The following is a 21,022-nucleotide window of genomic DNA, read 5'->3' on the forward strand; positions in this document are numbered from 1 at the left end:
TCAGCGGTCCTTGAGCAGCGCCAGTACCGCCTCGGCCGCCTGGTTGGAGGCGTCACGGCGCAGGGTGCGGTGTATTTCGTCGAAACGTTCGGTCTGCCGGCTGCCATCGGCTACCAGCGGCGCCAGGGTGGCGGCCAGCGCTTCGCTGGTGGCGTCGTCCTGCAGCAGCTCCGGCACCAGCGCACGCTGGGCCAGCAGGTTCGGCAACGACACGTAGGGGCTCTTCACCAGGCGCTTGAGGATCCAGTAGGTCAACGGCGCCAGGCGATAGGCCACCACCATCGGCCGCTTGTACAGCAGCGCTTCGAGGGTGGCGGTACCCGAGGCGATCAGCACCGCGTCGCAGGCCGCCAGCGCCTGGTGTGACTGGCCATCGAGCAGGGTCAGCGGCAGCTGGCGGCCTTCGAGCATCTGCTCGACCTGGGCACGCCGCGCGGCGTTGGCACAAGGCAGCACGAAACGCACGCCCGGCACCTGCTGGCGCAGCCGTTCGGCAGCATCCAGGAACAGCGCCCCCAGGCGCCCGACCTCGCCGCCACGGCTACCCGGCATCAACGCCACCACCGGCCCCTCACCCAGGCCCAGCGCAGCACGCGCTGCCGGGCGGTCGGCTTGCAGCGGGATGGTGTCGGCCAACGGGTGGCCGACAAAGCGCACCGGGACGCCCTGCTCTTCATAGAAGCGCGCCTCGAACGGCAGCAACGTCAGCATCAGGTCGCAGCCTTCGCGAATCTTCAGCACGCGCTTCTGCCGCCAGGCCCAGACCGACGGGCTGACGTAGTGCACGGTCTTGATCCCGGCCTGGCGCAGTTTCAGTTCGATATTGAGGGTGAAGTCGGGGGCATCGATGCCGATGAAGACATCGGGCTTTTCGCCGATCAGGGTCTCGATCAGCAGCTTGCGGCGCTTGAGCAGCTCACGCAGGCGCCCCAGCACTTCGACCAGGCCCATGACAGCCAGGCGTTCCATGGGGAAGTGGGAGCGCAGGCCTTCGGCCTCCATCAACGGGCCACCAACGCCGATGAAACGAACGTCGGGGTGGCGGGCCTTGATGGCGCGCATCAGGCCTGAACCAAGAATGTCGCCGCTGGCCTCACCTGCGACCAAGGCTACGCAAAGCCGGGCCATGTCAGCGGGTGATGCCGCGGGCGGAATTCACGATCGACTGACGGAACAGCTCGACCTCTGGGTGTTGCGCAGCCAGCTCGGCCAGTTCCTTGAGCGCGTCTTCGACGGTCAGGCCCTGGCGATAGACGATCTTGTAGCAACGGCGCAGCACGTGAATCACCTCGTCACTGAAACCCCGGCGGCGCATGCCTTCGAAGTTCATGCTGCGGGCCTCGGCCGGGCTGCCGAACACGGTGACGAAGGCCGGGACGTCCTTGCCGATCGCCGTACCCATGCCGGAAAACGCGTGAGCACCGATATGGCAGTACTGATGCACCAGGGTGTAACCGGACAGGATCGCCCAGTCACCCACGTGCACGTGGCCGGCCAGGGCCGTATTGTTGACCAGAATGCAGTGGTTGCCGATAACGCTGTCGTGGCCGATGTGGGCATAGGCCATGATCAGGTTGTGGTCGCCCACGGTGGTTTCGGCGCGGTCCTGAATGGTCCCGCGGTGAATGGTCACCCCTTCGCGAAACACATTGTGGTCACCGATGACCAGCCGCGTCGGTTCACCCTTGTACTTGAGGTCCGGGGTGTCTTCGCCGATCGAGGAAAACTGAAAGATACGGTTGTGCTTGCCGATACGGGTCGGCCCTTTGAGCACAACATGCGGGCCGATAACGGTGCCCTCCCCGATTTCTACATCAGGGCCAACGATCGACCAAGGGCCGACCTCGACACCATCGGCCAGTTTGGCCGATGGATCGATAATGGCCCGAGGATCAATCGAATTCATAGGGAGCGTTCCGCGCAGGTGATTTCTGCCGAGCAAACCGGCTTGCCGTCGACCAGGGCGCGGCATTCGAACTTCCAGATCATGCTCTTGCGGCTGAGGAACCTGGCTTCCAGCACCAGTTGGTCACCTGGCAACACCGGCTGACGGAAGCGCAGTTTGTCGGAGCCGACGAAGTAGTACAGGGTGCCATCGGCAGGCTTGGCATCGAGCATCTTGAAGCCAAGGATGCCGGCCGCCTGGGCCATGGCTTCGATGATCAGAACGCCCGGCATGATCGGGTGCGCCGGGAAGTGGCCATTGAAGAACGGCTCGTTGATGCTGACATTCTTGTAGGCACGAATGCTCTGGGCCTCGTAGTCCAGATCCGTCACCCGGTCCACCAGCAGGAACGGGTAACGGTGAGGCAGGTATTCGCGAATCTCGTTGATGTCCATCATTTCGGGGGGGAAGCCTGTAATAAGAATAGGGAGCGCAGGTGCTGACCACACGCTCCTTTTGCAGTCCAAAGAGGAGCCAGCTAGCGACTGTTCACTCTTGCTCAGGGAATGGTATCAGCCTTCTGATGTCGGCTGGCCACCTGAGGTCACGGTATCGACGCGTTTTTCCAGCTGCTGGAGACGCTTGGCCATGTCGTCCAGGTGGCGGATACGCGCGGCGCTCTTGCGCCATTCAGCCAGTGGCTGCATGGCAGTGCCGGAAGAATAGGCACCCGGTTCGGTGATCGAACGGGTCACCATGGTCATGCCGGACACGAAAACGTTATCACAGACATCGATATGACCGACCATGCCGACACCGCCGGCGATGGCGCAATGCTTGCCGATGCGCGTGCTGCCGGAGATGCCGACGCAGGCGGCCATGGCCGTGTGCTCACCGATCTGCACGTTGTGGGCAATCTGGATCTGGTTGTCGAGCTTGACCCCGTCAGCGATCCGCGTGTCCGACAGCGCACCACGGTCAACCGCCGTGTTGACGCCGATCTCCACATCGTCGCCGATGGTCACGCCACCGATCTGGGCGATCTTGCGCCACACGCCCTTCTCGTTGGCAAAGCCGAAGCCTTCACCGCCGATCACGGCACCCGACTGGATGACCACGCGCTTGCCGATGGTCACATCATGGTACAGAGTGACCCGTGGGGCCAGCCAACCACCCTCACCGATCACGCAACGGGCACCGACCACGCAGTGTGCCCCCACGCTGACATTGGCCGCGATGCGCGCACCGCTTTCGATGACCGCGAACGGCCCGATGCTCGCACTGGCATCCACCTGAGCGTCCTCAGCCACCACGGCGCTGGGATGTATACCCGCCACAGCCTTGGGTTTGGGGTCGAACAGGTGGGAAATGCGTGCATAGGCCAGGTACGGATCGGCGACGATCAGTGCATTGCCGGCAAAGCCTTCGGCGTCCGCCGCCTTCAGCAGCACCGCAGCCGCCTGGCTGTTATCCAGGAATTTGCGGTACTGCGGGTTGGCGAGGAAGCTCAACTGGCCGGGGCCAGCCTCCTGCAACGTGGCCAGCCCGGTAATCTGCAGCGCCTCGGGCCCCTTGAGGGTGGCGCCGAGGGCCTCGGCCAGCTGGCCTAGCGTCATGGTCACGGTCATATCAACGGGCTTGGTTCATGCGCTCGATGACTTGGCGGGTGATGTCGTACTGCGGTTTGACATCGATGACCGCGCCACGCTCGAGGACCAGGTCGTAACCGCCTTTCTTGATCACTTCCTCGACAGCGCCATCCAGCTTCGGCTTCAGCTGCTTGAGCATGTCACGGTCAGCAACGGCCTTGGCTTCGTTCAGTTCCTTGGACTGGAACTGGAAGTCACGGGCTTTTTGCTTGAACTCGAGCTCCAGGCGCTCACGCTCCTGCTGCTGCATCTTGTCGCCGCCCTTGATCAGACGGTCCTGGATGCCCTTGGCGCTGCTTTCCAGGCTTTTCAGCTTGGTCAGTTGCGGGCCGAACTTCTTCTCGGCATCCACGGCGTATTTCTTGGCCGCGTCAGATTCCAGCAGGGCCATCTGATAGTTCAGGACGGCAACCTTCATTTCGGCGAAAGCCGGGGTGGCGACCAGCGCCGCGGCCATTACGGCCAGTTGGGTCAACTTACGCACGATGCACTCCTGGATAAACCGTTGTCGTTAAGCGAGGGCCGACCTCAGAAGGTCTGGCCCAGAGAGAATTGGAACACCTGGGTGTCGGCATCGTCCGGCTTCTTGACCGGCATTGCCAGGCTGAAGCTCAGCGGGCCCAGCGCGGTGATCCAGGTCACGCCCAGGCCGACCGAACTGGCCATGCCCGAGAACCCGACCTTCTCGCAATCCGGCTTGTTGCCGCAGTTGGTGTCGAACACGTTGCCCACATCCCAGAACACGGAGGTGCGCAGCGAACGCTGGTCCTTGACGAACGGCAGCGGGAACAGCAGCTCGACACCGCCTTGTACCAGCACGTTGCCACCAAACGGCAACGGATCCTGGTCCGGGTCGGCTATGGTGCCTGGCTTGCCACCGTTGGCCTCGCCGCGGCTTGGGGTACTGCGTGGGCCCAGGCTGCTGTCCTTGAAGCCACGCACCGAGTTGAAGCCACCCGCGAAGTAGTTCTCGTAGAACGGCAGACCCGAGGTGCTGCCGTAACCGTCGCCATAGCCCAGCTCGGTATGCAGGCGCAGGGTGTAGTCGTTGCTGATCGGCTTGAACAGCTGGCCACGGTAGTCGAGCTTGAAGAACGACAGGTCGCTGCCAGGAACGGTAGATTCCAAGGTCAGGCTTTGCGAGTGACCACGGGTCGCCAGCACGCCTTTGTTCAGGGTCGATTCGGACCAGCCGATCGAGGCCTTGAAGTTGAGGAAGCTGTCGCCCTCCTCTTCGAGGAAGTCGAAGATCTCGTCAACGGTGTACTTGCCGGTCTTGATCTTGTCCTGCTGCACGCTCAGGCCATAGGTCAGGCGCGAGGTTTCGCTGATCGGGTAGCCCAGGCTGACACCTGCACCGTAGCTGTCCACCGCGTAGCTGGCCACATCGACGTCGAGGTCGTCGTAGTCGGTGCTGCGGTAGAAGGCGTTATAGCCCAGGCTCACGCCGTCGGCAGTGAAGTAGGGATCGACGAAGCCGAAGTTGTAGCGGGTCTGGTATTCCGAACGGGTCAGGCCGATCGACACCTTGTTACCGGTACCGAGGAAGTTGCTCTGGCTGATCGAACCACCCAGGATCAGGCCGGCGCTCTGGGCGAAACCGACGCTGGCGGTGATCGAGCCGGAAGCCTGCTCTTCGACGCTGTAGTTGACGTCGACCTGGTCGTCGGTGCCCGGCACCGGCGGGGTCTCGACGTTGACTTCCTTGAAGAAGCCCAGGCGCTCCAGACGGGTCTTGGACTGGTCGATCAGGTAGGTCGAGGCCCAGCCGCCTTCCATCTGGCGCATCTCGCGACGCAGCACTTCGTCTTCGGTCTTGGTGTTGCCGCGATAGTTGATGCGGTTGACGTAGGCACGCTTGCCCGGGTCGACCACGAACATGATGTCGACGGTGTGGTCTTCATCGTTCGGCTGCGGCACGCCGTTGACGTTGGCGAAGGTATAGCCTTCGTTACCCAGACGGCGGGTGATCAGTTCGGACGTGGTGGTCATCACCTTGCGCGAGAACACCTGGCCCGGCTGCACCAGCAGCAGCGACTTGACCTGGTCTTCCGGCACTTTCAGGTCACCGGACAGCTTCACGTCGCGAACGGTGTACTTCTCGCCTTCGTTGATGTTGACGGTGATGTAGACGTGCTTCTTGTCTGGCGTGATGGACACCTGGGTAGAGGCGATGTCCATGTTGATGTAGCCGCGGTCCAGGTAGTAGGAACGCAGGCGCTCCAGGTCACCGGAGAGCTTTTCGCGGGCGTACTTGTCGTCGTTCTTGAAGAACGACAGCCAGTTGGTGGTCTTCAGCTCGAACAGCTGCGCCAGGGTCTCGTCGTCGAACACGTTGTTGCCAACGACGTTGATGTGCTGGATGGCAGCGACGGTGCCTTCGTTGATCTTGATCTTCAGCGCCACACGGTTGCGCGGCTGCGGCACCACCTCGGCGTCGACTTCGGCCGAGTAGCGGCCCTGGGCCACGTACTGGCGCTGCAGTTCGTTACGCACGCCTTCGAGGGTGGCACGCTGGAAGATCTCGCCTTCGGCCAGGCCCGATTGCTTCAGGCCCTTCATCAGGTCTTCGGTGCTGATCGCCTTGTTGCCTTCGATCTCGATGCTCGACACCGACGGGCGCTCGACCACGTTGATGATCAGGACATTGCCATCGCGGTTCAGCTGAATGTCCTGGAAGAAACCGGTCTTGAACAGGGAACGGGTCGACTCCACCAGGCGGCGGTCATCGGCCTGATCGCCGACGTTCAGCGGCAAGGCACCGAAGACACTGCCGGCGGAAACCCGCTGCAGGCCATTGACGCGGATATCGGAGATGGTGAAGGACTCGGCGTGAACTTCAGCGATCATCAGTGCGGACATGACCGCAGTTAGCAGCAGACGTTTCATGAAGTCCTTTTATTCCAACTGGCAATAAACAACCCGCCGCGACAACACGGCAGGTTCGCAATTGAGCGAAGCTTTATAGTCGACCCAGATCGTTGATCAGGGCGAGCAACATCACCCCTATGACCAAACTGATACCGATCTGGACCCCCCAACCTTGCACCCGATCCGACAGCGGACGACCGCGCGCCCACTCGACCAGGTAAAACAGCAAATGCCCCCCATCCAGAACCGGAATGGGCAGCAGGTTAAGAACCCCCAGGCTTATGCTCAGGTAGGCCAGGAAATTCAGGAAATCCCCCACGCCGGACTGGGCTGAAGCGCCCGCCACTTTAGCAATGGTTATCGGTCCACTCAAGTTTTTTACCGAGAGCTCCCCGAACAGCATTTTCTTCAGCGATTCAAGGGTCAGGACGCTCATGTTCCAGGTACGCGACAAGCCCTCACCTAGCGCATCCAGCGGGCCGTAGCTGACCTCGCGAAGCATGTTGGCAGGCCATTCGCCACCCTTCACCCCGGCGCCAAGATAGCCGCCGGCCGCCTTGCCCTCGCCCTTGCTGGCCAGGGTCACCGGCACTTCCAGGGCAGCGCCGTCACGCTCCACACGCACCAGCACCTTGGCCTGCGGGCGGGCCCGCACGGCATCGACCACCTGCTGCCACTCGTTCACGGCAACGCCGTCCAGGGCCAGCAGCTTGTCACCGGTTTTCAGGCCGGCAGCGGCAGCCGGCCCCTTCGGATCGATCTCGGCCAGCACCGGCACGATCGCCGGGCGCCAAGGGTGCAGCCCCAGGGACTGGATCGGGTCCGGCTCGTCGGCGCCCTTGAGCCAGCTGTCCAGCCTCACCTGCAACTGGCGCTCGGCGCTCGCGCCCTCTTCGCGCACGCCAACCTGCAAGGTGCCGCTCTCGCCCAGACGACGCACCAGCTGCAGGTTGACCGCGGACCAACCATTGGTCGGCTCGCCATCTATGGAAACAATTTCCTGACCTGCGGTCAGGCCTGCCGAAGCTGCCAGGCTGCCAGCATCGACCGCGCCGATCACCGGACGGATCTGCTGGGTACCCAGCATCGCCAACACCCAGAAGAACAGGATGGCCAACAGGAAGTTGGCAATCGGGCCCGCCGCGACGATGGCAATCCGCTGACGCACCGACTTGCGGTTGAACGACTGCCCGGCCAGCGCCGGCGGCACATCGCCTTCGCGCTCATCGAGCATCTTGACGTAGCCACCCAGCGGGATCGCCGCGACCACGAACTCGGTGCCGTGGCGGTCGTGCCAGCGCAACAGTGGCGTGCCGAAGCCCACCGAGAAGCGCAGCACCTTGACACCGCAGCGGCGCGCCACCCAGAAATGGCCGAATTCATGGAATGTGACCAGCACACCCAAAGCGACGAGGGTGCCGATAATCATGTAGAGCGCTGTCATGTCCATCTCCGAATGATGTTCAGCGGGCCGGCGTCATGCCCAGCCCCCTCGTGAACCGTGGCGGGCTTGCATCAGCGACCGTGACGCCTCAGCCACTCGCGGGAAAGCTCCCGGGCACGCTGGTCGGCGGCGAACACCGCGTCCAGCGACGGCAGCGGTACGACGGGCTCCTGATCGAGCACCTGTTCGATCATACCCGCGATCTCCGGGAAGCGGATACGCCGCTTGAGAAATGCCTCCACCGCCACCTCGTTGGCCGCATTGAGCACGGCCGGCGCGCTGTTGCCGGCTTCGGCAGCCTGCCGCGCCAGGCGCAGGCAAGGGAAGCGCTGTTCGTCGGGCGCCTGGAAATCCAGACGGGCGATGGCGAACAGGTCCAGCGGGGCCACCCCGGAATCGATCCGCTCGGGCCAGGCCAGGGCGTTGGCGATGGGCGTGCGCATGTCCGGGTTACCCAGCTGGGCCAGCACCGAACCGTCGACGTAATCCACCAGCGAGTGAATCACGCTCTGCGGGTGCACCACCACCTCGACCTTGGCCGGTGCGGCATCGAACAGCCAGCAGGCCTCGATCAGTTCCAGGCCCTTGTTCATCATGCTGGCCGAATCCACGGAAATCTTGCGCCCCATGGACCAGTTGGGGTGCGCGCAGGCCTGTTCCGGGGTGACGTCCAGCAGCGCCTCGACCGGCGTCTCACGGAACGGGCCACCGGAAGCGGTGAGCAGGATGCGGCGTACGCCGACGGCGCTCAGGCCGCGCGCGTAGTCGCCTGGCATGCACTGGAAGATCGCGTTGTGCTCGCTGTCGATCGGCAGCAGCACGGCGCCACTGCGCCGCACCGCGTCCATGAACAGCGCGCCGGACATGACCAGCGCTTCCTTGTTGGCCAGCAGCACCTTCTTGCCCGCCTCGACCGCCGCCAGGGTGGGACGCAGGCCGGCGGCGCCAACGATGGCCGCCATCACCGCGTCCACTTGCGCCGCCGACGCCACCTGGCACAGTCCGGCCTCGCCTTCCAGCACTTCGGTGGCGCAGCCCGCCGCAGCCAGGCCTTCACGCAGCTGCGCAGCCGCTTCGGCGCCAGGCACCACGGCAAAGGCCGGGCGGTGGCGCAGACACAGGGCCAGCAACGCGTCGATACGCGAATAGCCGCTCAGGGCGAACACCTGGTAACGGTCAGGATGGCGCGCAATCACATCCAGCGTGCTCAGGCCGATCGAGCCGGTGGCCCCGAGCACGGTAATACGCTGGGGACGACTCACATCACACCCCATTCGGCCGCCCACAACAGCACGGCGAAAATCGGGATCGCCGCGGTCAGGCTGTCGATGCGGTCGAGCACCCCGCCGTGGCCGGGCAGCAGGTTGCTGCTGTCCTTGATGCCGGAGCGGCGCTTGAACATGCTTTCGGTCAGGTCACCGACCACCGAAGACATGACCAGCAGCGCAGCGCCGAGCAAACCGAGGAGGATCTGGCCGATACCCCAATCACGGCTGATGCCAACCACCAGGGTAATCACCAGGCTGACCGCCAGGCCGCCATACACGCCTTCCCAGCTCTTGCCCGGGCTGACCTGCGGCGCCAGCTTGCGCTTGCCGAAGGCCCGGCCAGAGAAGTACGCGCCAATATCGGCGGCCCATACCAGCACCATGACCGACAGGATCAGCCAGTTACCCAGCGGCCAGTGCTTGAGCAGCACCAGCCCCTGCCAGGCAGGCAGCAGGACCAGCAGGCCGATCAGCAGCCGACAGGCGGCACTGGCCCACAGTTCGCTGCTGCGCGGGTAGGTGAGCACCAGCCAGGTGGCCAGCCCCCACCAGATCACGGCAGCACCCAGCACCCAAGGCGCCAGCTCCGGAAGGATATACAGCAGCATCAGCGCGCCGGCGACCACCACGGCATAAGCGATGCGCAGCGGCTGGGCCATCAGCCCGGCCAGACGCGCCCACTCCCAGGCGCCGAGGGTCACCACGAAGCCGATGAACAGGGCGAAATCCCCACCGTTGAGCAGGAAGAAGCCACCCAGCGCGATCGGCAGCAGGATCAGCGCGGTAATGATGCGTTGTTTAAGCATTAAGCACGAGCTCCAGCCTCGACCTGCTCGCTGGTCTTACCGAAGCGGCGCTGGCGCGAAGCGAAATCGGCCAGGGCGTTGCGCATGGCCTCGTGTTTGAAGTCCGGCCAGTACAGGTCGGAGAAGTACAGCTCGGCGTAAGCCAGCTGCCACAACAGAAAGTTGCTGATGCGATGCTCGCCACCGGTGCGAATGCACAGGTCCGGCAGCGGCAGCTCACCGGTCGCCAGGCAGGTCTGCAGCAGGCCCGGGGTAATGTCTTCCGGGCGCAGGTGCCCGGCTTGCACTTCCCGCGCCAGCCGCTGGGCAGCCTGGGCGATGTCCCACTGGCCACCATAGTTGGCCGCGATCTGCAGGATGAAGCGGTTGTTTCCGGCAGTCAGCGCCTCGGCCTCGCGCATGGCAGCCTGCAGCTCGGGATGGAAACGCGAACGATCGCCGATGATACGCAGGCTGATGTTGTTCTCGTTGAGGCGCCTGGCCTCGCGGCGCAGGGCCGAGAAGAACAGCTCCATCAGCGCACCGACCTCTTCGGCGGGGCGCTGCCAGTTCTCGCTGGAGAAGGCGAACAGGGTCAACACCTCGACCCCGGACTCGGCACAGACTTCGATGACCGCGCGAACGGCGTCGACACCCGCCTTGTGGCCAGCAACGCCGGGCAGCAGGCGCTTTTTCGCCCAGCGGTTGTTGCCATCCATGATGATCGCGACATGACGCGGCACCGAGGACGGCACCGCTGGCTTGGTCTTTTCCATTAAAAAACCCCGGCCTTAGACGGCCATCAGGTCCTTTTCCTTGGCTTTGAAGGCGGCATCGACTTCGGCAACGTACTTGTCGGTCAGCTTCTGGATCTCGTCAGCGGCGCGACGTTCTTCGTCTTCGCTGATTTCCTTGTCCTTGGTCAGCTTCTTCAGGTCGGCCAGGGCATCGCGGCGTACGTTGCGCACGGCCACCTTGGCATCCTCGGCAACGCCGCTGGCCTGCTTGGTGTAGCCCTTGCGGGTTTCCTCGGTCAGGGCCGGCATCGGCACACGGATGGTGGTGCCGGCGCTGGACGGGTTCAGGCCCAGGTCGGAGGTGAGGATGGCCTTCTCGATGGCGGCGCTGAGGTTCTTGTCGTGGGCGACGATCTTCAGGGTGCGGGCATCTTCGACGGTGATCGCGGCCACCTGGTTCAGCGGCATCTCGCTGCCCCAGGCCGTGACCTTGACGCTGTCCAGGATGCTGGGGTGGGCGCGACCGGTGCGGATTGCCGCGAGGTTGCGAGCCAGGGCCTCGAGGGACTTGGTCATGCGCTCCTGCGCGTCTTTCTTGATGTCGTTGATCATGCTTGGCCTTCCTCGATCAAAGTGCCTTCAGCGCCACCCACCACGATGTTCAGCAGGGCGCCAGGCTTGTTCATGTTGAATACCCGCAATGGCATCTTGTGGTCACGGCACAGGCAGATTGCGGTCAGGTCCATCACGCCCAGCTTGCGATCCAGGACCTCGTCGTAGGTCAGGTGATCGAACTTCTCGGCATGCGGGTCCTTGAATGGATCGGCAGTGTACACGCCATCGACCTTGGTCGCTTTCAGCACCACGTCGGCATCGATTTCGATGGCGCGCAGGCAGGCCGCGGAGTCGGTGGTGAAGAACGGGTTGCCGGTACCGGCGGAGAAAATTACCACATCCCCAGAGTTGAGGTGACGAATAGCTTTGCGGCGGTCGTAATGATCGGTGACACCGACCATGGAAATGGCCGACATGACCAGGGCCGGGATGTTCGAGCGCTCCAGCGCGTCGCGCATGGCCAGGGCGTTCATCACGGTAGCCAGCATGCCCATGTGGTCACCGGTGACGCGGTCCATGCCGGCGGCACTGAGCGCGGCGCCGCGGAACAGGTTGCCACCGCCGATCACCAGGCCGACCTGGACACCGATCCCGACCAGCTGGCCGACTTCAAGGGCCATGCGATCCAGCACTTTCGGGTCGATCCCGAAGTCTTCCGAGCCCATCAGGGCCTCGCCGCTAAGTTTGAGCAAAATGCGTTTATAGCGAGGTTGGCGACCACTCACCTGCTGAGCCATTGCGAGTCTCTCCTGCGGCGTACTTTTAGAAAATTCGTGCGAGCCGTTTTCGGCTTGCTAACTGTAGCGTGGCACCGTTTGGGTGCCAGCGGCGCCGGGTTTTCATAAACCCTTTGCCGTTTTGACAAAGAGGCTGCGCGCGTGAGCGGGCAGCCTCTTCGGGGCGACAGACGGGGCTGTCTTACTGCTTGGCAGCAGCTACCTGAGCGGCAACTTCAGCAGCGAAGTCGTCGACTGGCTTCTCGATGCCTTCGCCAACCTTGAAGTAGGTGAAGGAAACGATTTCAGCGCCGGCTTTCTTGGCCAGCTCGCCAACTTTGACTTCTGGGTTCATGACGAAGGCTTGCTCTTTCAGCGAGGCTTCGGCTTTGAACTTGGTGATACGACCGTTGATCATGTTCTCAACGATGTTTTCCGGCTTGCCGGCGATCTTGTCAGCGTTCAGCTGCAGGAAGACGCCCTTCTCGCGCTCGATGGCCTCGGCGGAGATTTCCGACGAATCCAGGAACTCTGGGTTCGAAGCTGCAACGTGCATGGCGATGTTCTTGGCCAGCTCGACGTCGCCGCCTTTCAGGACAACGACAGCACCGATCTTGTTGCCGTGCAGGTAGGCGCCGACAACGTCACCCTCAACGCGCACCAGGCGACGGATGTTGACGTTTTCGCCGCACTTGGCAACCAGGGCTTCACGAGCCGACTCACGCGAGGCGATCAGCGGAGCAGCGTCGGTCAGCTTCTGGGCGAAGGCTTCTTCCAGGCTTTCGGCCACGAAGTTCTTGAAGTCGTCTTGCAGAGCCAGGAAGTCGGTCTGCGAGTTCACTTCCAGCAGGACGGCGGCTTTGCCGTCGGTCTTGACGGCGATAGCGCCTTCAGCAGCGACGTTGCCAGCCTTCTTGGCGGCCTTGATGGCGCCCGAGGCACGCATGTCGTCAATGGCTTTTTCGATGTCGCCGCCGGCCTTTTCCAGGGCCTTCTTGCAATCCATCATGCCTTCGCCGGTACGCTCGCGCAGTTCTTTGACCAGCGCTGCAGTAATTGCTGCCATTTCAAAATCCTCTTGGAAAGTTTTTCAACCATTCCACCCGTTCGTCACGGGCGTTAAATTCTGCAAATCCGCTGTGTTTGTCTCAGCGGGCCCATGATGCGGGGCCGATGCTGACAGCAGGATTTCAAGGTGGCAAAAAGGGGGCAGAGCCCCCTTTTCGCGTGCCAAGTCGACGCTAGCGTCTAATTACTCAGCAGCAGGTGCAGCCGCTTCTTCAGCGTAGACTTCGGTGCCACCGGCAACGTTGTTGCGGCCGCGGATGACTGCGTCAGCCATCGAAGTCATGTACAGCTCGATAGCGCGGATGGCGTCATCGTTACCTGGGATGATGTAGTCAACACCTTCTGGGCTGCTGTTGGTATCGACAACGCCGATAACCGGGATGCCCAGCTTGTTGGCTTCGGTGATCGCGATGCGCTCGTGATCAACGTCGATCACGAACAGAGCGTCAGGCAGACCGCCCATGTCTTTGATACCGCCCAGGCTGCGATCCAGTTTTTCCAGGTCGCGGGAGCGCATCAGGGCTTCTTTCTTGGTCAGCTTGGCGAAAGTGCCGTCTTCGGCCTGGGTTTCCAGGTCGCGCAGACGCTTGATCGAAGCGCGGATGGTCTTGTAGTTGGTCAGCATGCCGCCCAACCAACGGTGGTCAACGTACGGCGAACCGCAACGAGCAGCTTGCTCGGCGACGATCTTGCCAGCGGAACGCTTGGTGCCGACGAACAGGATCTTGTTCTTGCCCTGGGCCAGGCGCTCTACGAACGACAGAGCGTCGTTGAACATCGGCAGGGTTTTTTCCAGGTTGACGATGTGGATCTTGTTGCGCGCGCCGAAAATGTACTTGCCCATTTTCGGGTTCCAGTAACGGGTCTGGTGGCCGAAGTGCACACCGGCCTTCAGCATATCGCGCATGTTGACTTGGGACATGATAGTTCCTTGGTAAGTCGGGTTGGGCCTCCACGTATCCCAATGACCAACCCGCGAATTCTGCAACTCGGGGCACCCAGGTCATCGTGTCGACACGTGTGTGGGTTTAAGTGCTGACGGGGTCGTCCCCGAAAGCGGCGCATTTTATACCACAGACTGCGGCCGAACGGAACCCGCGTACTGTTGCGTCCGTCAGCGGCTTTTGCAGCACCCCGGCTTTCGCGCCAGAATGCCAGTTCATGGATGGCAGCTTTCAGAGCAGTTGGGGCCGCTGCGCGCCCCATCGCCGGCAAGCCAGCTCCCACAAGCGTAATACTATTCCTGTGGGAGCTGGCTTGCCGGCGATGGACTGCGCAGCAGTCCCAATTCTCCACCCGTATCCCGCCCGATCGGCGCCCTGCTCTGCTAGAATCCGGCCTTTCCCGTTTGTTCGCGCCGTTTACGGCGCCGTAGAGAGCCTGTAATGACCGTCACCATCAAGACCGCAGAAGACATCGAGAAGATGCGCATCGCCGGCCGTCTGGCCGCCGAAGTGCTGGAAATGATCGAAGAGCACGTCAAGCCCGGGGTCACCACCGAAGCGCTCGACCGCCTGTGCCATGACTACATCGTCAACGTTCAGCAGGCGATCCCGGCACCGCTCAACTACAAGGGCTACCCGAAGTCGATCTGCACCTCGATCAACCATGTGGTCTGCCACGGCATCCCCAACGACAAGCCGCTCAAGGACGGTGACACGCTGAACATCGACGTCACCGTGATCAAGGACGGCTACCACGGCGACACCAGCCGCATGTTCCATGTCGGCAACGTGCCGGTATGGGCCGAGCGCCTGTCCAAGGTCACCCAGGAGTGCATGTACAAGGCCATCGAACTGGTCAGGCCGGGCTGCCGCCTGGGCGACATCGGCGAAGTGATCCAGAAGCATGCGGAAAAGAACGGCTTCTCGGTGGTACGCGAATTCTGCGGTCACGGCATCGGCAAGGTGTTCCACGAAGAACCACAGATCCTGCACTACGGCCGCGCCGGCACCGGCATGGAACTGAAGGAAGGCATGACCTTCACCATCGAACCGATGATCAACCAGGGCAGGGCCGATACCAAGGTGCTGGGCGACGGCTGGACCGCCATCACCAAGGACCGCAAGCTCTCGGCGCAGTGGGAACACACCCTGGTGGTCACCGCGACCGGCTACGAGATCTTCACCCTGCGCAAGGACGACACCATCCCGCGCACCTCGGCCTGACCGCACTCCGACAGGCCACCCCACGACAGGAACGTGACGCGATGCCCCAGGTGGACCCCGAGCTGTTCGACCGTGGCCAGTTCCAGGCGGAACTGGCCCTCAAGGCAAGCCCCATCGCCGCCTTCAAGAAGGCCATCCGCCAGGCTGGCGAGGTGCTCGACAGGCGTTTTCGCAGCGGCAGCGACATCCGCCCGCTGATCCAGGCGCGCGCCTGGCTCGTCGACAACATCCTGCAACAGGCCTGGAACCAGTTCGACTGGGGCGACCACAGCGGCATCGCCCTGGTCGCCGTCGGTGGTTACGGGCGCGGCGAACTGCACCCGCACTCGGACATCGACCTGCTGATTCTGCTGGGCGCCGCCGAGCACGAGCAGTACCGCGACGCCATCGAACGGTTCCTCACCTTGCTGTGGGACATCGGCCTGGAAGTGGGCCAGAGCGTGCGCACCGTCGACGAATGCGCCGAGCAGGCCCGCGCCGACCTGACGGTGATCACCAACCTGATGGAAAGCCGCACCATCGCCGGCCCCGAGGCCCTGCGCCAGCGCATGCTGGAGGTGACCAGCACCGCGCACATGTGGCCGAGCAAGGACTTCTTCCTGGCCAAGCGCGCCGAACTCAAGGCCCGCCACCACAAGTACAACGACACCGAATACAACCTCGAGCCCAATGTCAAAGGCTCGCCCGGTGGCCTGCGCGATATCCAGACCGTGCTGTGGGTGGCCCGCCGCCAGTACGGCACCCTCAACCTGCATGCGCTGGCCGGCGAAGGTTTTTTGCTGGAAAGCGAGAACGAGCTGCTGGCCTCGTCCCAGGACTTTTTGTGGAAGGTGCGCTACGCCCTGCACATGCTGGCCGGGCGCGCCGAGGACCGCCTGCTGTTCGACCACCAGCGCAGCATCGCCGCGCTGCTGGGCTACAGCGACGACAACCCCAAGCGGGCGATCGAGCAGTTCATGCAGCAGTACTACCGGGTGGTGATGAGCATCAGCCAGCTGTGCGACCTGATCATCCAGCACTTCGAGGAGGTGATCCTCGCCGATGACGACAGCGGCACCACCCAGCCGCTGAATGCGCGCTTCCGCCTGCATGATGGCTATATAGAAGCCACCAGGCCGAACGTGTTCAAGCGCACGCCGTTCGCCATGCTGGAAATCTTCGTGCTGATGGCCCAGCACCCCGAGATCAAGGGCGTACGTGCCGACACCGTGCGCCTGCTGCGTGAACACCGCCACCTGATCGACGACACGTTCCGCACCGATATCCGCAATACCAGCCTGTTCATCGAGCTGTTCAAGTGCGAAATCGGCATCCACCGCAACCTGCGGCGGATGAACCGCTACGGCATCCTCGGCCGCTACCTGCCGGAGTTCGGCCTGATCGTCGGGCAGATGCAGCACGACCTGTTCCACATCTATACGGTCGATGCGCACACCCTCAACCTCATCAAGCACCTGCGCAAGCTGCAATACACGCCGGTGTCCGAGAAATTCCCGCTGGCCAGCAAGCTCATGGGCCGCCTGCCCAAGCCCGAGCTGATCTACCTCGCCGGCCTGTACCACGACATCGGCAAGGGCCGCCAGGGCGACCATTCCGAGCTGGGCGCGGTGGATGCGCAGAAGTTCTGCGAACGCCACCAGTTGCCGGCCTGGGACAGCCGGCTGATCGTCTGGCTGGTGCAGAACCACCTGGTGATGTCGACCACCGCTCAGCGCAAGGACCTGTCCGACCCGCAGGTAATCAACGATTTTGCCCTGCACGTGGGCGATGAGACGCGCCTGGACTACCTGTACGTGCTGACCGTGGCCGACATCAACGCCACCAACCCCAGCCTGTGGAACTCGTGGCGGGCCAGCCTGCTGCGCCAGCTGTATACCGAGACCAAGCGCGCCCTGCGCCGTGGCCTGGAAAACCCGCTGGACCGCGAGGAGCAGATTCGCCAGACCCAGTCGGCGGCGCTGGACATCCTGGTGCGCGAGGGCACCGACCCGGACGACGTCGAGCAGCTGTGGTCGCAGCTGGGCGATGACTACTTCCTCAAGCACAACGCCGCCGATGTGGCCTGGCACAGTGATGCGATTCTCCAGCAGCCGGCCGATGGCGGGCCGCTGGTGCTGATCAAGGAAACCACCCAGCGCGAGTTCGAAGGTGGCACGCAGATCTTCATCTACGCCCCCGACCAGCACGACTTCTTTGCCGTGACGGTGGCCGCCATGTCGCAGCTGAACCTGAACATTCATGATGCGCGGATCATCACCTCGAGCAGCCAGTTCACCCTCGACACCTACATCGTGCTGGACAACGACGGCGGCTCGATTGGCGACAACCCGCAGCGGGTCAGGCAGATTCGCGACGGCCTGACCGAAGCGCTGCGCAACCCCGAGGACTACCCGACCATCATCCAGCGCCGGGTACCGCGGCAATTGAAGCACTTCGACTTCCCGCCGCAGGTGACCATTCTCAACGATGCCCAGCGGCCGGTGACCATCCTCGAAATCACCGCGCCCGATCGCCCAGGCCTGCTGGCCCGGCTGGGGCGGATCTTCCTCGAGTTCGACCTGTCGCTGCAGAACGCCAAGATCGCCACCCTTGGCGAGCGGGTGGAAGACGTGTTCTTCATCACCGATGCCGACAACCAGCCGCTGTCCGACCCACAGCTGTGCAGCCGCCTGCAGGAAGCCATCGTCCAGCAGCTGCAGGCCGGCCAGGCCAGTGATGCCAGCCCGACCCGCGTGACTTTTTAACGATTAGACGATTGACGAGACCTTGCGCCGATGAACCATGCCTTGACCCAGCTTCAGCCCTACCCGTTCGAGAAACTGCGCGCCCTGCTGGGCAGCGTGAAACCGACGGCGGACAAACGCGCCATCGCCCTGTCGATCGGTGAGCCGAAGCACGAATCGCCGGCGTTCGTCGCCCAGGCCATGGCCGACAACCTCGACAAGCTGGCGGTGTACCCGAGCACCCTCGGCCTGCCAGCCCTGCGCCAGGCCATCGGCCAGTGGTGCGAACGGCGCTTCGGCGTGCCGGCCGGCTGGCTGGATGCCGACCGCCACATCCTGCCGGTCAATGGTACCCGTGAGGCGCTGTTCGCCTTCACCCAAGCCGTGGTCAACCGCGCCGATGACGGCCTGGTGGTCAGCCCCAACCCGTTCTACCAGATCTACGAAGGCGCGGCCCTGCTGGCCGGTGCCACCCCGCATTACCTGCCCTGCCTGGAAGACAACGGCTTCAACCCGGACTTCGATGCCGTACCGGCCGAGGTGTGGAAGCGCTGCCAGATCCTGTTCCTGTGCTCGCCGGGCAACCCGACCGGCGCGCTGGTGCCGATGGACACCCTGAAGAAGCTGATTGCGCTGGCCGATGAGCACGACTTCGTGATCGCCGCCGACGAGTGCTACAGCGAGCTGTACTTCGACGAAGACGCGCCGCCACCGGGCCTGCTGAGCGCCTGCGCCGAACTCGGCCGCAGCGATTTTGCGCGCTGCGTGGTGTTCCACAGCCTGTCCAAGCGCTCCAACCTGCCGGGCCTGCGTTCGGGCTTCGTCGCCGGTGACGCGTCGATCATCAAGCCGTTCCTGCTGTACCGCACCTACCACGGCTGCGCCATGCCGGTACAAACCCAGCTGGCCAGTATCGCCGCCTGGCAGGACGAGGCGCATGTGCGTGAGAACCGTGACCAGTACCGCGCCAAGTACGACGCGGTGCTGGAAATCCTGCAGCCGGTGCTGGATGTGCAGCGCCCGGATGGCAGTTTCTACCTATGGGCCAAGGTGCCAGGTGGCGATGCCGAGTTCACCCGTGACCTGTTCGAAGCCCAGCATGTGACGGTGGTGCCAGGCTCGTACCTGTCGCGTGAAGTGGACGGCGTGAACCCCGGCGCCGGGCGTGTGCGCATGGCACTGGTCGCACCGCTGGCCGAGTGCATCGAGGCTGCGCAGCGGATTCGCGAATTCTTGCAGAACCGCTGATAGCCCCATTCGCGGGCATGCCCGCTCCCACACCTGAAAGCTGTGCAATATCTGTGGGAGCGGGCGTGCCCGCGAACGGCCTTGAACCGGTCTACCGGACCTGCCCCAGGTTCGCCTCACTCATGTCCAGCTCACCCAGCACCTGCCGCACCACCTCATCCCCCACCAGATGCTGGCGATGCAGGTTGTACAGTTCCAGCCGCTGTGCCCGCAGCGCCCGCAAGCGCAAGCGCCGCTCCAGCAGGTCCATCTGCTGTGCCAGGGCCTTGGCTTCGGCCGTGTCGTTGTAACTGTCCAGCTCGTCCCGGTATTCGGCCATCAGTCGCGCTTTAAGCTCAGTCGCCAGGGTCGCCTGTGCGGCATCTTGCGGCGCCGCACTGTCGATCACTTCCTCTGCCTCCAGGGCATGGATCGCCGCCTCCGCAGTGCGCCGCCAAGCCTCCTGCACTTCCTGATGCAGGCGCTCGTCCGGGCTCCTGGTCACCCCACGCAGCAGCAGCGGCAGGGCGACACAGGCACCGATCAACGACAGCAGGATCACCCCGGCGGCAATGAAGATCAGCAGGTCCCGCTCCGGGAAGGCCTTGCCCGCCCCCATCAGCAACGGGATCGACATCACACCGGCCAAGGTCACCGCACCGCGCACCCCGCCGAGGGTCAGCAGCCAGCAGGAACGCGCGGTCGGCATCAGCACCAGCGCCGGCTTGCCGCGCCAGCGGCGCACCACGCCGATCGAACGCCAGATGCTCTGCACCCAGACGAAGCGCAGCAGGATCAACGCGGCAAAGATCGCCAGCACATCCAGGCAGCGCCAGGCCAGGGTCGGCCACACAGTAGCTTCGTGGCTGACCACCGCCTTGATGATGTCCGGCAGTTGCAGGCCCAGCAGCAGGAAGATCAGGCCGTTGAAGGCGAACTCCAGCAGCGACCAGACGCTGCGGTTGAGCAGGCGGGTGCTGGTCTGCCGGGGCAACAGGTCGAGCCAGCTCTGCATCATGCCGGCCGCTACCGCCGAGAGGATGCCCGACACCCCCAGGCGCTCGGCCAGCACATAGGCAGCGAACGGCAACAACAGCATGAACACCACGTGGGTGGCAGGGTCATCCCAGCCACGGGCGATCATCCAGGCGCGCAGGCGGCCGATCAGCCAGCTCAGGGCCACGCCCACCGCCAGGCCGCCGAGGGCGACCAGGACAAAGCTGAAGCTGGCATCGGCCAGCGAGAACGCCCCGGTGATGGCTGCGGCCAGGGCAAACTTGAAGGTCACCAGGCCCGTGGCGTCGTTCATCAGCGCTTCGCCCTGCAGCATGTGCATCAGCGGTGTCGGCAGACGGTCCTGGGTAATTGCCGACACCGCCACGGCATCGGTCGGCGACAACACGGCGGCCAAGGCGAAGGCCACCGGCAACGGGATGCTCGGCATCAGCCAGTGGATGAAGTAGCCGGCGCCGACCACGGTGAACAGCACCAGGCCCACGGCCAGCGCCACCACTGGCCCGCGAATGCGCCACAGTTCACGCTTGGGGATGCGCCAGCCGTCGGCGAACAGCAGTGGCGGCAGGAACAGGAACAGGAACAACTCAGGGTCCAGGGCCACATGCAGGCCCAGCGTCGGCCAGGCCAGCAAGGCACCAGCGGCAATCTGCACCAGCGGCAAGGGCAGCGGGATCATGCGACCGACCAGCTTCGACACGCTGACCAGCGTCAGCAGGATGAGAACGGTGTAGGCGGACTGCATCCGGGAAAGCTTCCTTTGTGAACCATAAACGACAACAGGGCGAAACATCGCCATTGAAACAATATGTTAGCGGTGCTTGGCGATTGCGGGCCGCTGCACGATAGTCG

General features: G+C 63.5%; 18 protein-coding genes. 3 read left to right on the forward strand and 15 right to left on the reverse strand.

The genetic code is table 11. From position 1 onward, the window contains the following. From lpxB to rpsB, 14 genes are all read right to left on the reverse strand, one after another. Complete coding sequence (gene lpxB, locus C6A77_RS07735) at window positions 1–1,128, reverse strand: lipid-A-disaccharide synthase (protein WP_114168921.1); 1,128 nt, start codon at window positions 1,126–1,128, stop codon at window positions 1–3. A 1-nt stretch (window position 1,129) separates the two neighbouring features. Continuing rightward, on the reverse strand, window positions 1,130–1,906 hold the full coding sequence (gene lpxA, locus C6A77_RS07740; protein ID WP_114168922.1) for an acyl-ACP--UDP-N-acetylglucosamine O-acyltransferase: 777 nt from the start codon (window positions 1,904–1,906) through the stop codon (window positions 1,130–1,132). Further along, complete coding sequence (fabZ, locus tag C6A77_RS07745; RefSeq protein WP_114168923.1) at window positions 1,903–2,343, reverse strand: 3-hydroxyacyl-ACP dehydratase FabZ; 441 nt, start codon at window positions 2,341–2,343, stop codon at window positions 1,903–1,905. Before fabZ ends, lpxA begins: the two co-directional genes overlap by 4 nt. Window positions 2,344–2,457: 114 nt before the next feature. Then, the gene (gene lpxD, locus C6A77_RS07750) at window positions 2,458–3,513 is read right to left on the reverse strand and encodes a UDP-3-O-(3-hydroxymyristoyl)glucosamine N-acyltransferase (protein ID WP_114168924.1); all 1,056 of its coding nucleotides are present in this window, start codon (window positions 3,511–3,513) and stop codon (window positions 2,458–2,460) included. A gap of 1 nt (window position 3,514) precedes the next feature. Continuing rightward, the gene (locus tag C6A77_RS07755; RefSeq protein WP_112251053.1) at window positions 3,515–4,018 is read right to left on the reverse strand and encodes an OmpH family outer membrane protein; all 504 of its coding nucleotides are present in this window, start codon (window positions 4,016–4,018) and stop codon (window positions 3,515–3,517) included. Window positions 4,019–4,062: 44 nt separating this feature from the next. Next, a complete protein-coding gene (gene bamA / locus C6A77_RS07760; protein WP_114168925.1) occupies window positions 4,063–6,423 on the reverse strand; it encodes an outer membrane protein assembly factor BamA in 2,361 nt (786 codons plus the stop codon). 73 nt (window positions 6,424–6,496) lie between these two features. Beyond that, complete coding sequence (gene rseP / locus C6A77_RS07765; protein ID WP_114168926.1) at window positions 6,497–7,849, reverse strand: RIP metalloprotease RseP; 1,353 nt, start codon at window positions 7,847–7,849, stop codon at window positions 6,497–6,499. A gap of 71 nt (window positions 7,850–7,920) precedes the next feature. Continuing rightward, the gene (gene ispC, locus C6A77_RS07770) at window positions 7,921–9,111 is read right to left on the reverse strand and encodes a 1-deoxy-D-xylulose-5-phosphate reductoisomerase (protein ID WP_114168927.1); all 1,191 of its coding nucleotides are present in this window, start codon (window positions 9,109–9,111) and stop codon (window positions 7,921–7,923) included. Next, the gene (locus C6A77_RS07775) at window positions 9,108–9,923 is read right to left on the reverse strand and encodes a phosphatidate cytidylyltransferase (RefSeq protein WP_114168928.1); all 816 of its coding nucleotides are present in this window, start codon (window positions 9,921–9,923) and stop codon (window positions 9,108–9,110) included. The genes ispC and C6A77_RS07775 overlap by 4 nt, the downstream gene beginning before the upstream one ends. Next, window positions 9,923–10,678 (reverse strand): polyprenyl diphosphate synthase, encoded by a 756-nt coding sequence (uppS, locus tag C6A77_RS07780; RefSeq protein ID WP_114168929.1) that lies wholly within the window; start codon window positions 10,676–10,678, stop codon window positions 9,923–9,925. Before uppS ends, C6A77_RS07775 begins: the two co-directional genes overlap by 1 nt. Window positions 10,679–10,693: 15 nt before the next feature. Further along, a complete protein-coding gene (gene frr / locus C6A77_RS07785; RefSeq protein ID WP_013971251.1) occupies window positions 10,694–11,251 on the reverse strand; it encodes a ribosome recycling factor in 558 nt (185 codons plus the stop codon). Next, the gene (pyrH, locus tag C6A77_RS07790; RefSeq protein ID WP_056796398.1) at window positions 11,248–11,991 is read right to left on the reverse strand and encodes a UMP kinase; all 744 of its coding nucleotides are present in this window, start codon (window positions 11,989–11,991) and stop codon (window positions 11,248–11,250) included. The genes frr and pyrH overlap by 4 nt, the downstream gene beginning before the upstream one ends. A 181-nt stretch (window positions 11,992–12,172) precedes the next feature. Further along, window positions 12,173–13,036 carry a translation elongation factor Ts gene (gene tsf, locus C6A77_RS07795; RefSeq protein ID WP_060512638.1) on the reverse strand — a complete coding sequence of 288 codons (864 nt, stop codon included), beginning with the start codon at window positions 13,034–13,036 and terminating at the stop codon, window positions 12,173–12,175. 186 nt (window positions 13,037–13,222) lie between these two features. Continuing rightward, the gene (rpsB, locus tag C6A77_RS07800; protein WP_003252287.1) at window positions 13,223–13,960 is read right to left on the reverse strand and encodes a 30S ribosomal protein S2; all 738 of its coding nucleotides are present in this window, start codon (window positions 13,958–13,960) and stop codon (window positions 13,223–13,225) included. 463 nt (window positions 13,961–14,423) lie between these two features. Between rpsB and map the strand changes: the two genes are divergently transcribed. Genes map through dapC form a run of 3 tightly spaced genes read left to right on the forward strand, consistent with a single transcriptional unit; the run spans window position 14,424 to window position 19,177 of the window. Beyond that, window positions 14,424–15,206: a type I methionyl aminopeptidase gene (gene map / locus C6A77_RS07805; RefSeq protein WP_114168930.1), complete on the forward strand. Its 783-nt coding sequence runs from the start codon at window positions 14,424–14,426 to the stop codon at window positions 15,204–15,206. A 41-nt stretch (window positions 15,207–15,247) separates the two neighbouring features. Next, window positions 15,248–17,950, forward strand: a complete 2,703-nt coding sequence (locus tag C6A77_RS07810; protein WP_114168931.1) for a [protein-PII] uridylyltransferase — start codon at window positions 15,248–15,250, stop codon at window positions 17,948–17,950. A gap of 30 nt (window positions 17,951–17,980) precedes the next feature. Beyond that, complete coding sequence (gene dapC, locus C6A77_RS07815) at window positions 17,981–19,177, forward strand: succinyldiaminopimelate transaminase (protein ID WP_114168932.1); 1,197 nt, start codon at window positions 17,981–17,983, stop codon at window positions 19,175–19,177. Window positions 19,178–19,268: 91 nt separating this feature from the next. On the opposite strand, the gene C6A77_RS07820 is transcribed toward dapC, so the two are convergent. Then, on the reverse strand, window positions 19,269–20,915 hold the full coding sequence (locus tag C6A77_RS07820; RefSeq protein ID WP_114168933.1) for a Na+/H+ antiporter: 1,647 nt from the start codon (window positions 20,913–20,915) through the stop codon (window positions 19,269–19,271). Between the last annotated feature and the right edge of the window lie 107 nt (window positions 20,916–21,022).

The organism is Pseudomonas sp. AFG_SD02_1510_Pfu_092 (assembly GCF_003331055.1).
In the GTDB taxonomy this organism is placed as follows: Bacteria; Pseudomonadota; Gammaproteobacteria; order Pseudomonadales; family Pseudomonadaceae; genus Aquipseudomonas.

Bases quoted from the DNA above. Each gene is read 5' to 3' on its own strand.
- lpxD (WP_114168924.1), bottom strand. From the start codon at position 3,513: ATGACCGTGACCATGACGCTAGGCCAGCTGGCCGAGGCCCTCGGCGCC.
- C6A77_RS07820 (WP_114168933.1), bottom strand. From the start codon at position 20,915: ATGCAGTCCGCCTACACCGTTCTCATCCTGCTGACGCTGGTCAGCGTG.
- C6A77_RS07775 (WP_114168928.1), bottom strand. From the start codon at position 9,923: ATGCTTAAACAACGCATCATTACCGCGCTGATCCTGCTGCCGATCGCG.
- frr (WP_013971251.1), bottom strand. From the start codon at position 11,251: ATGATCAACGACATCAAGAAAGACGCGCAGGAGCGCATGACCAAGTCC.
- lpxB (WP_114168921.1), bottom strand. From the start codon at position 1,128: ATGGCCCGGCTTTGCGTAGCCTTGGTCGCAGGTGAGGCCAGCGGCGAC.
- rseP (WP_114168926.1), bottom strand. From the start codon at position 7,849: ATGACAGCGCTCTACATGATTATCGGCACCCTCGTCGCTTTGGGTGTG.
- bamA (WP_114168925.1), bottom strand. From the start codon at position 6,423: ATGAAACGTCTGCTGCTAACTGCGGTCATGTCCGCACTGATGATCGCT.
- lpxA (WP_114168922.1), bottom strand. From the start codon at position 1,906: ATGAATTCGATTGATCCTCGGGCCATTATCGATCCATCGGCCAAACTG.
- map (WP_114168930.1), top strand. From the start codon at position 14,424: ATGACCGTCACCATCAAGACCGCAGAAGACATCGAGAAGATGCGCATC.
- fabZ (WP_114168923.1), bottom strand. From the start codon at position 2,343: ATGATGGACATCAACGAGATTCGCGAATACCTGCCTCACCGTTACCCG.
- pyrH (WP_056796398.1), bottom strand. From the start codon at position 11,991: ATGGCTCAGCAGGTGAGTGGTCGCCAACCTCGCTATAAACGCATTTTG.
- uppS (WP_114168929.1), bottom strand. From the start codon at position 10,678: ATGGAAAAGACCAAGCCAGCGGTGCCGTCCTCGGTGCCGCGTCATGTC.
- tsf (WP_060512638.1), bottom strand. From the start codon at position 13,036: ATGGCAGCAATTACTGCAGCGCTGGTCAAAGAACTGCGCGAGCGTACC.
- dapC (WP_114168932.1), top strand. From the start codon at position 17,981: ATGAACCATGCCTTGACCCAGCTTCAGCCCTACCCGTTCGAGAAACTG.
- rpsB (WP_003252287.1), bottom strand. From the start codon at position 13,960: ATGTCCCAAGTCAACATGCGCGATATGCTGAAGGCCGGTGTGCACTTC.
- C6A77_RS07810 (WP_114168931.1), top strand. From the start codon at position 15,248: ATGCCCCAGGTGGACCCCGAGCTGTTCGACCGTGGCCAGTTCCAGGCG.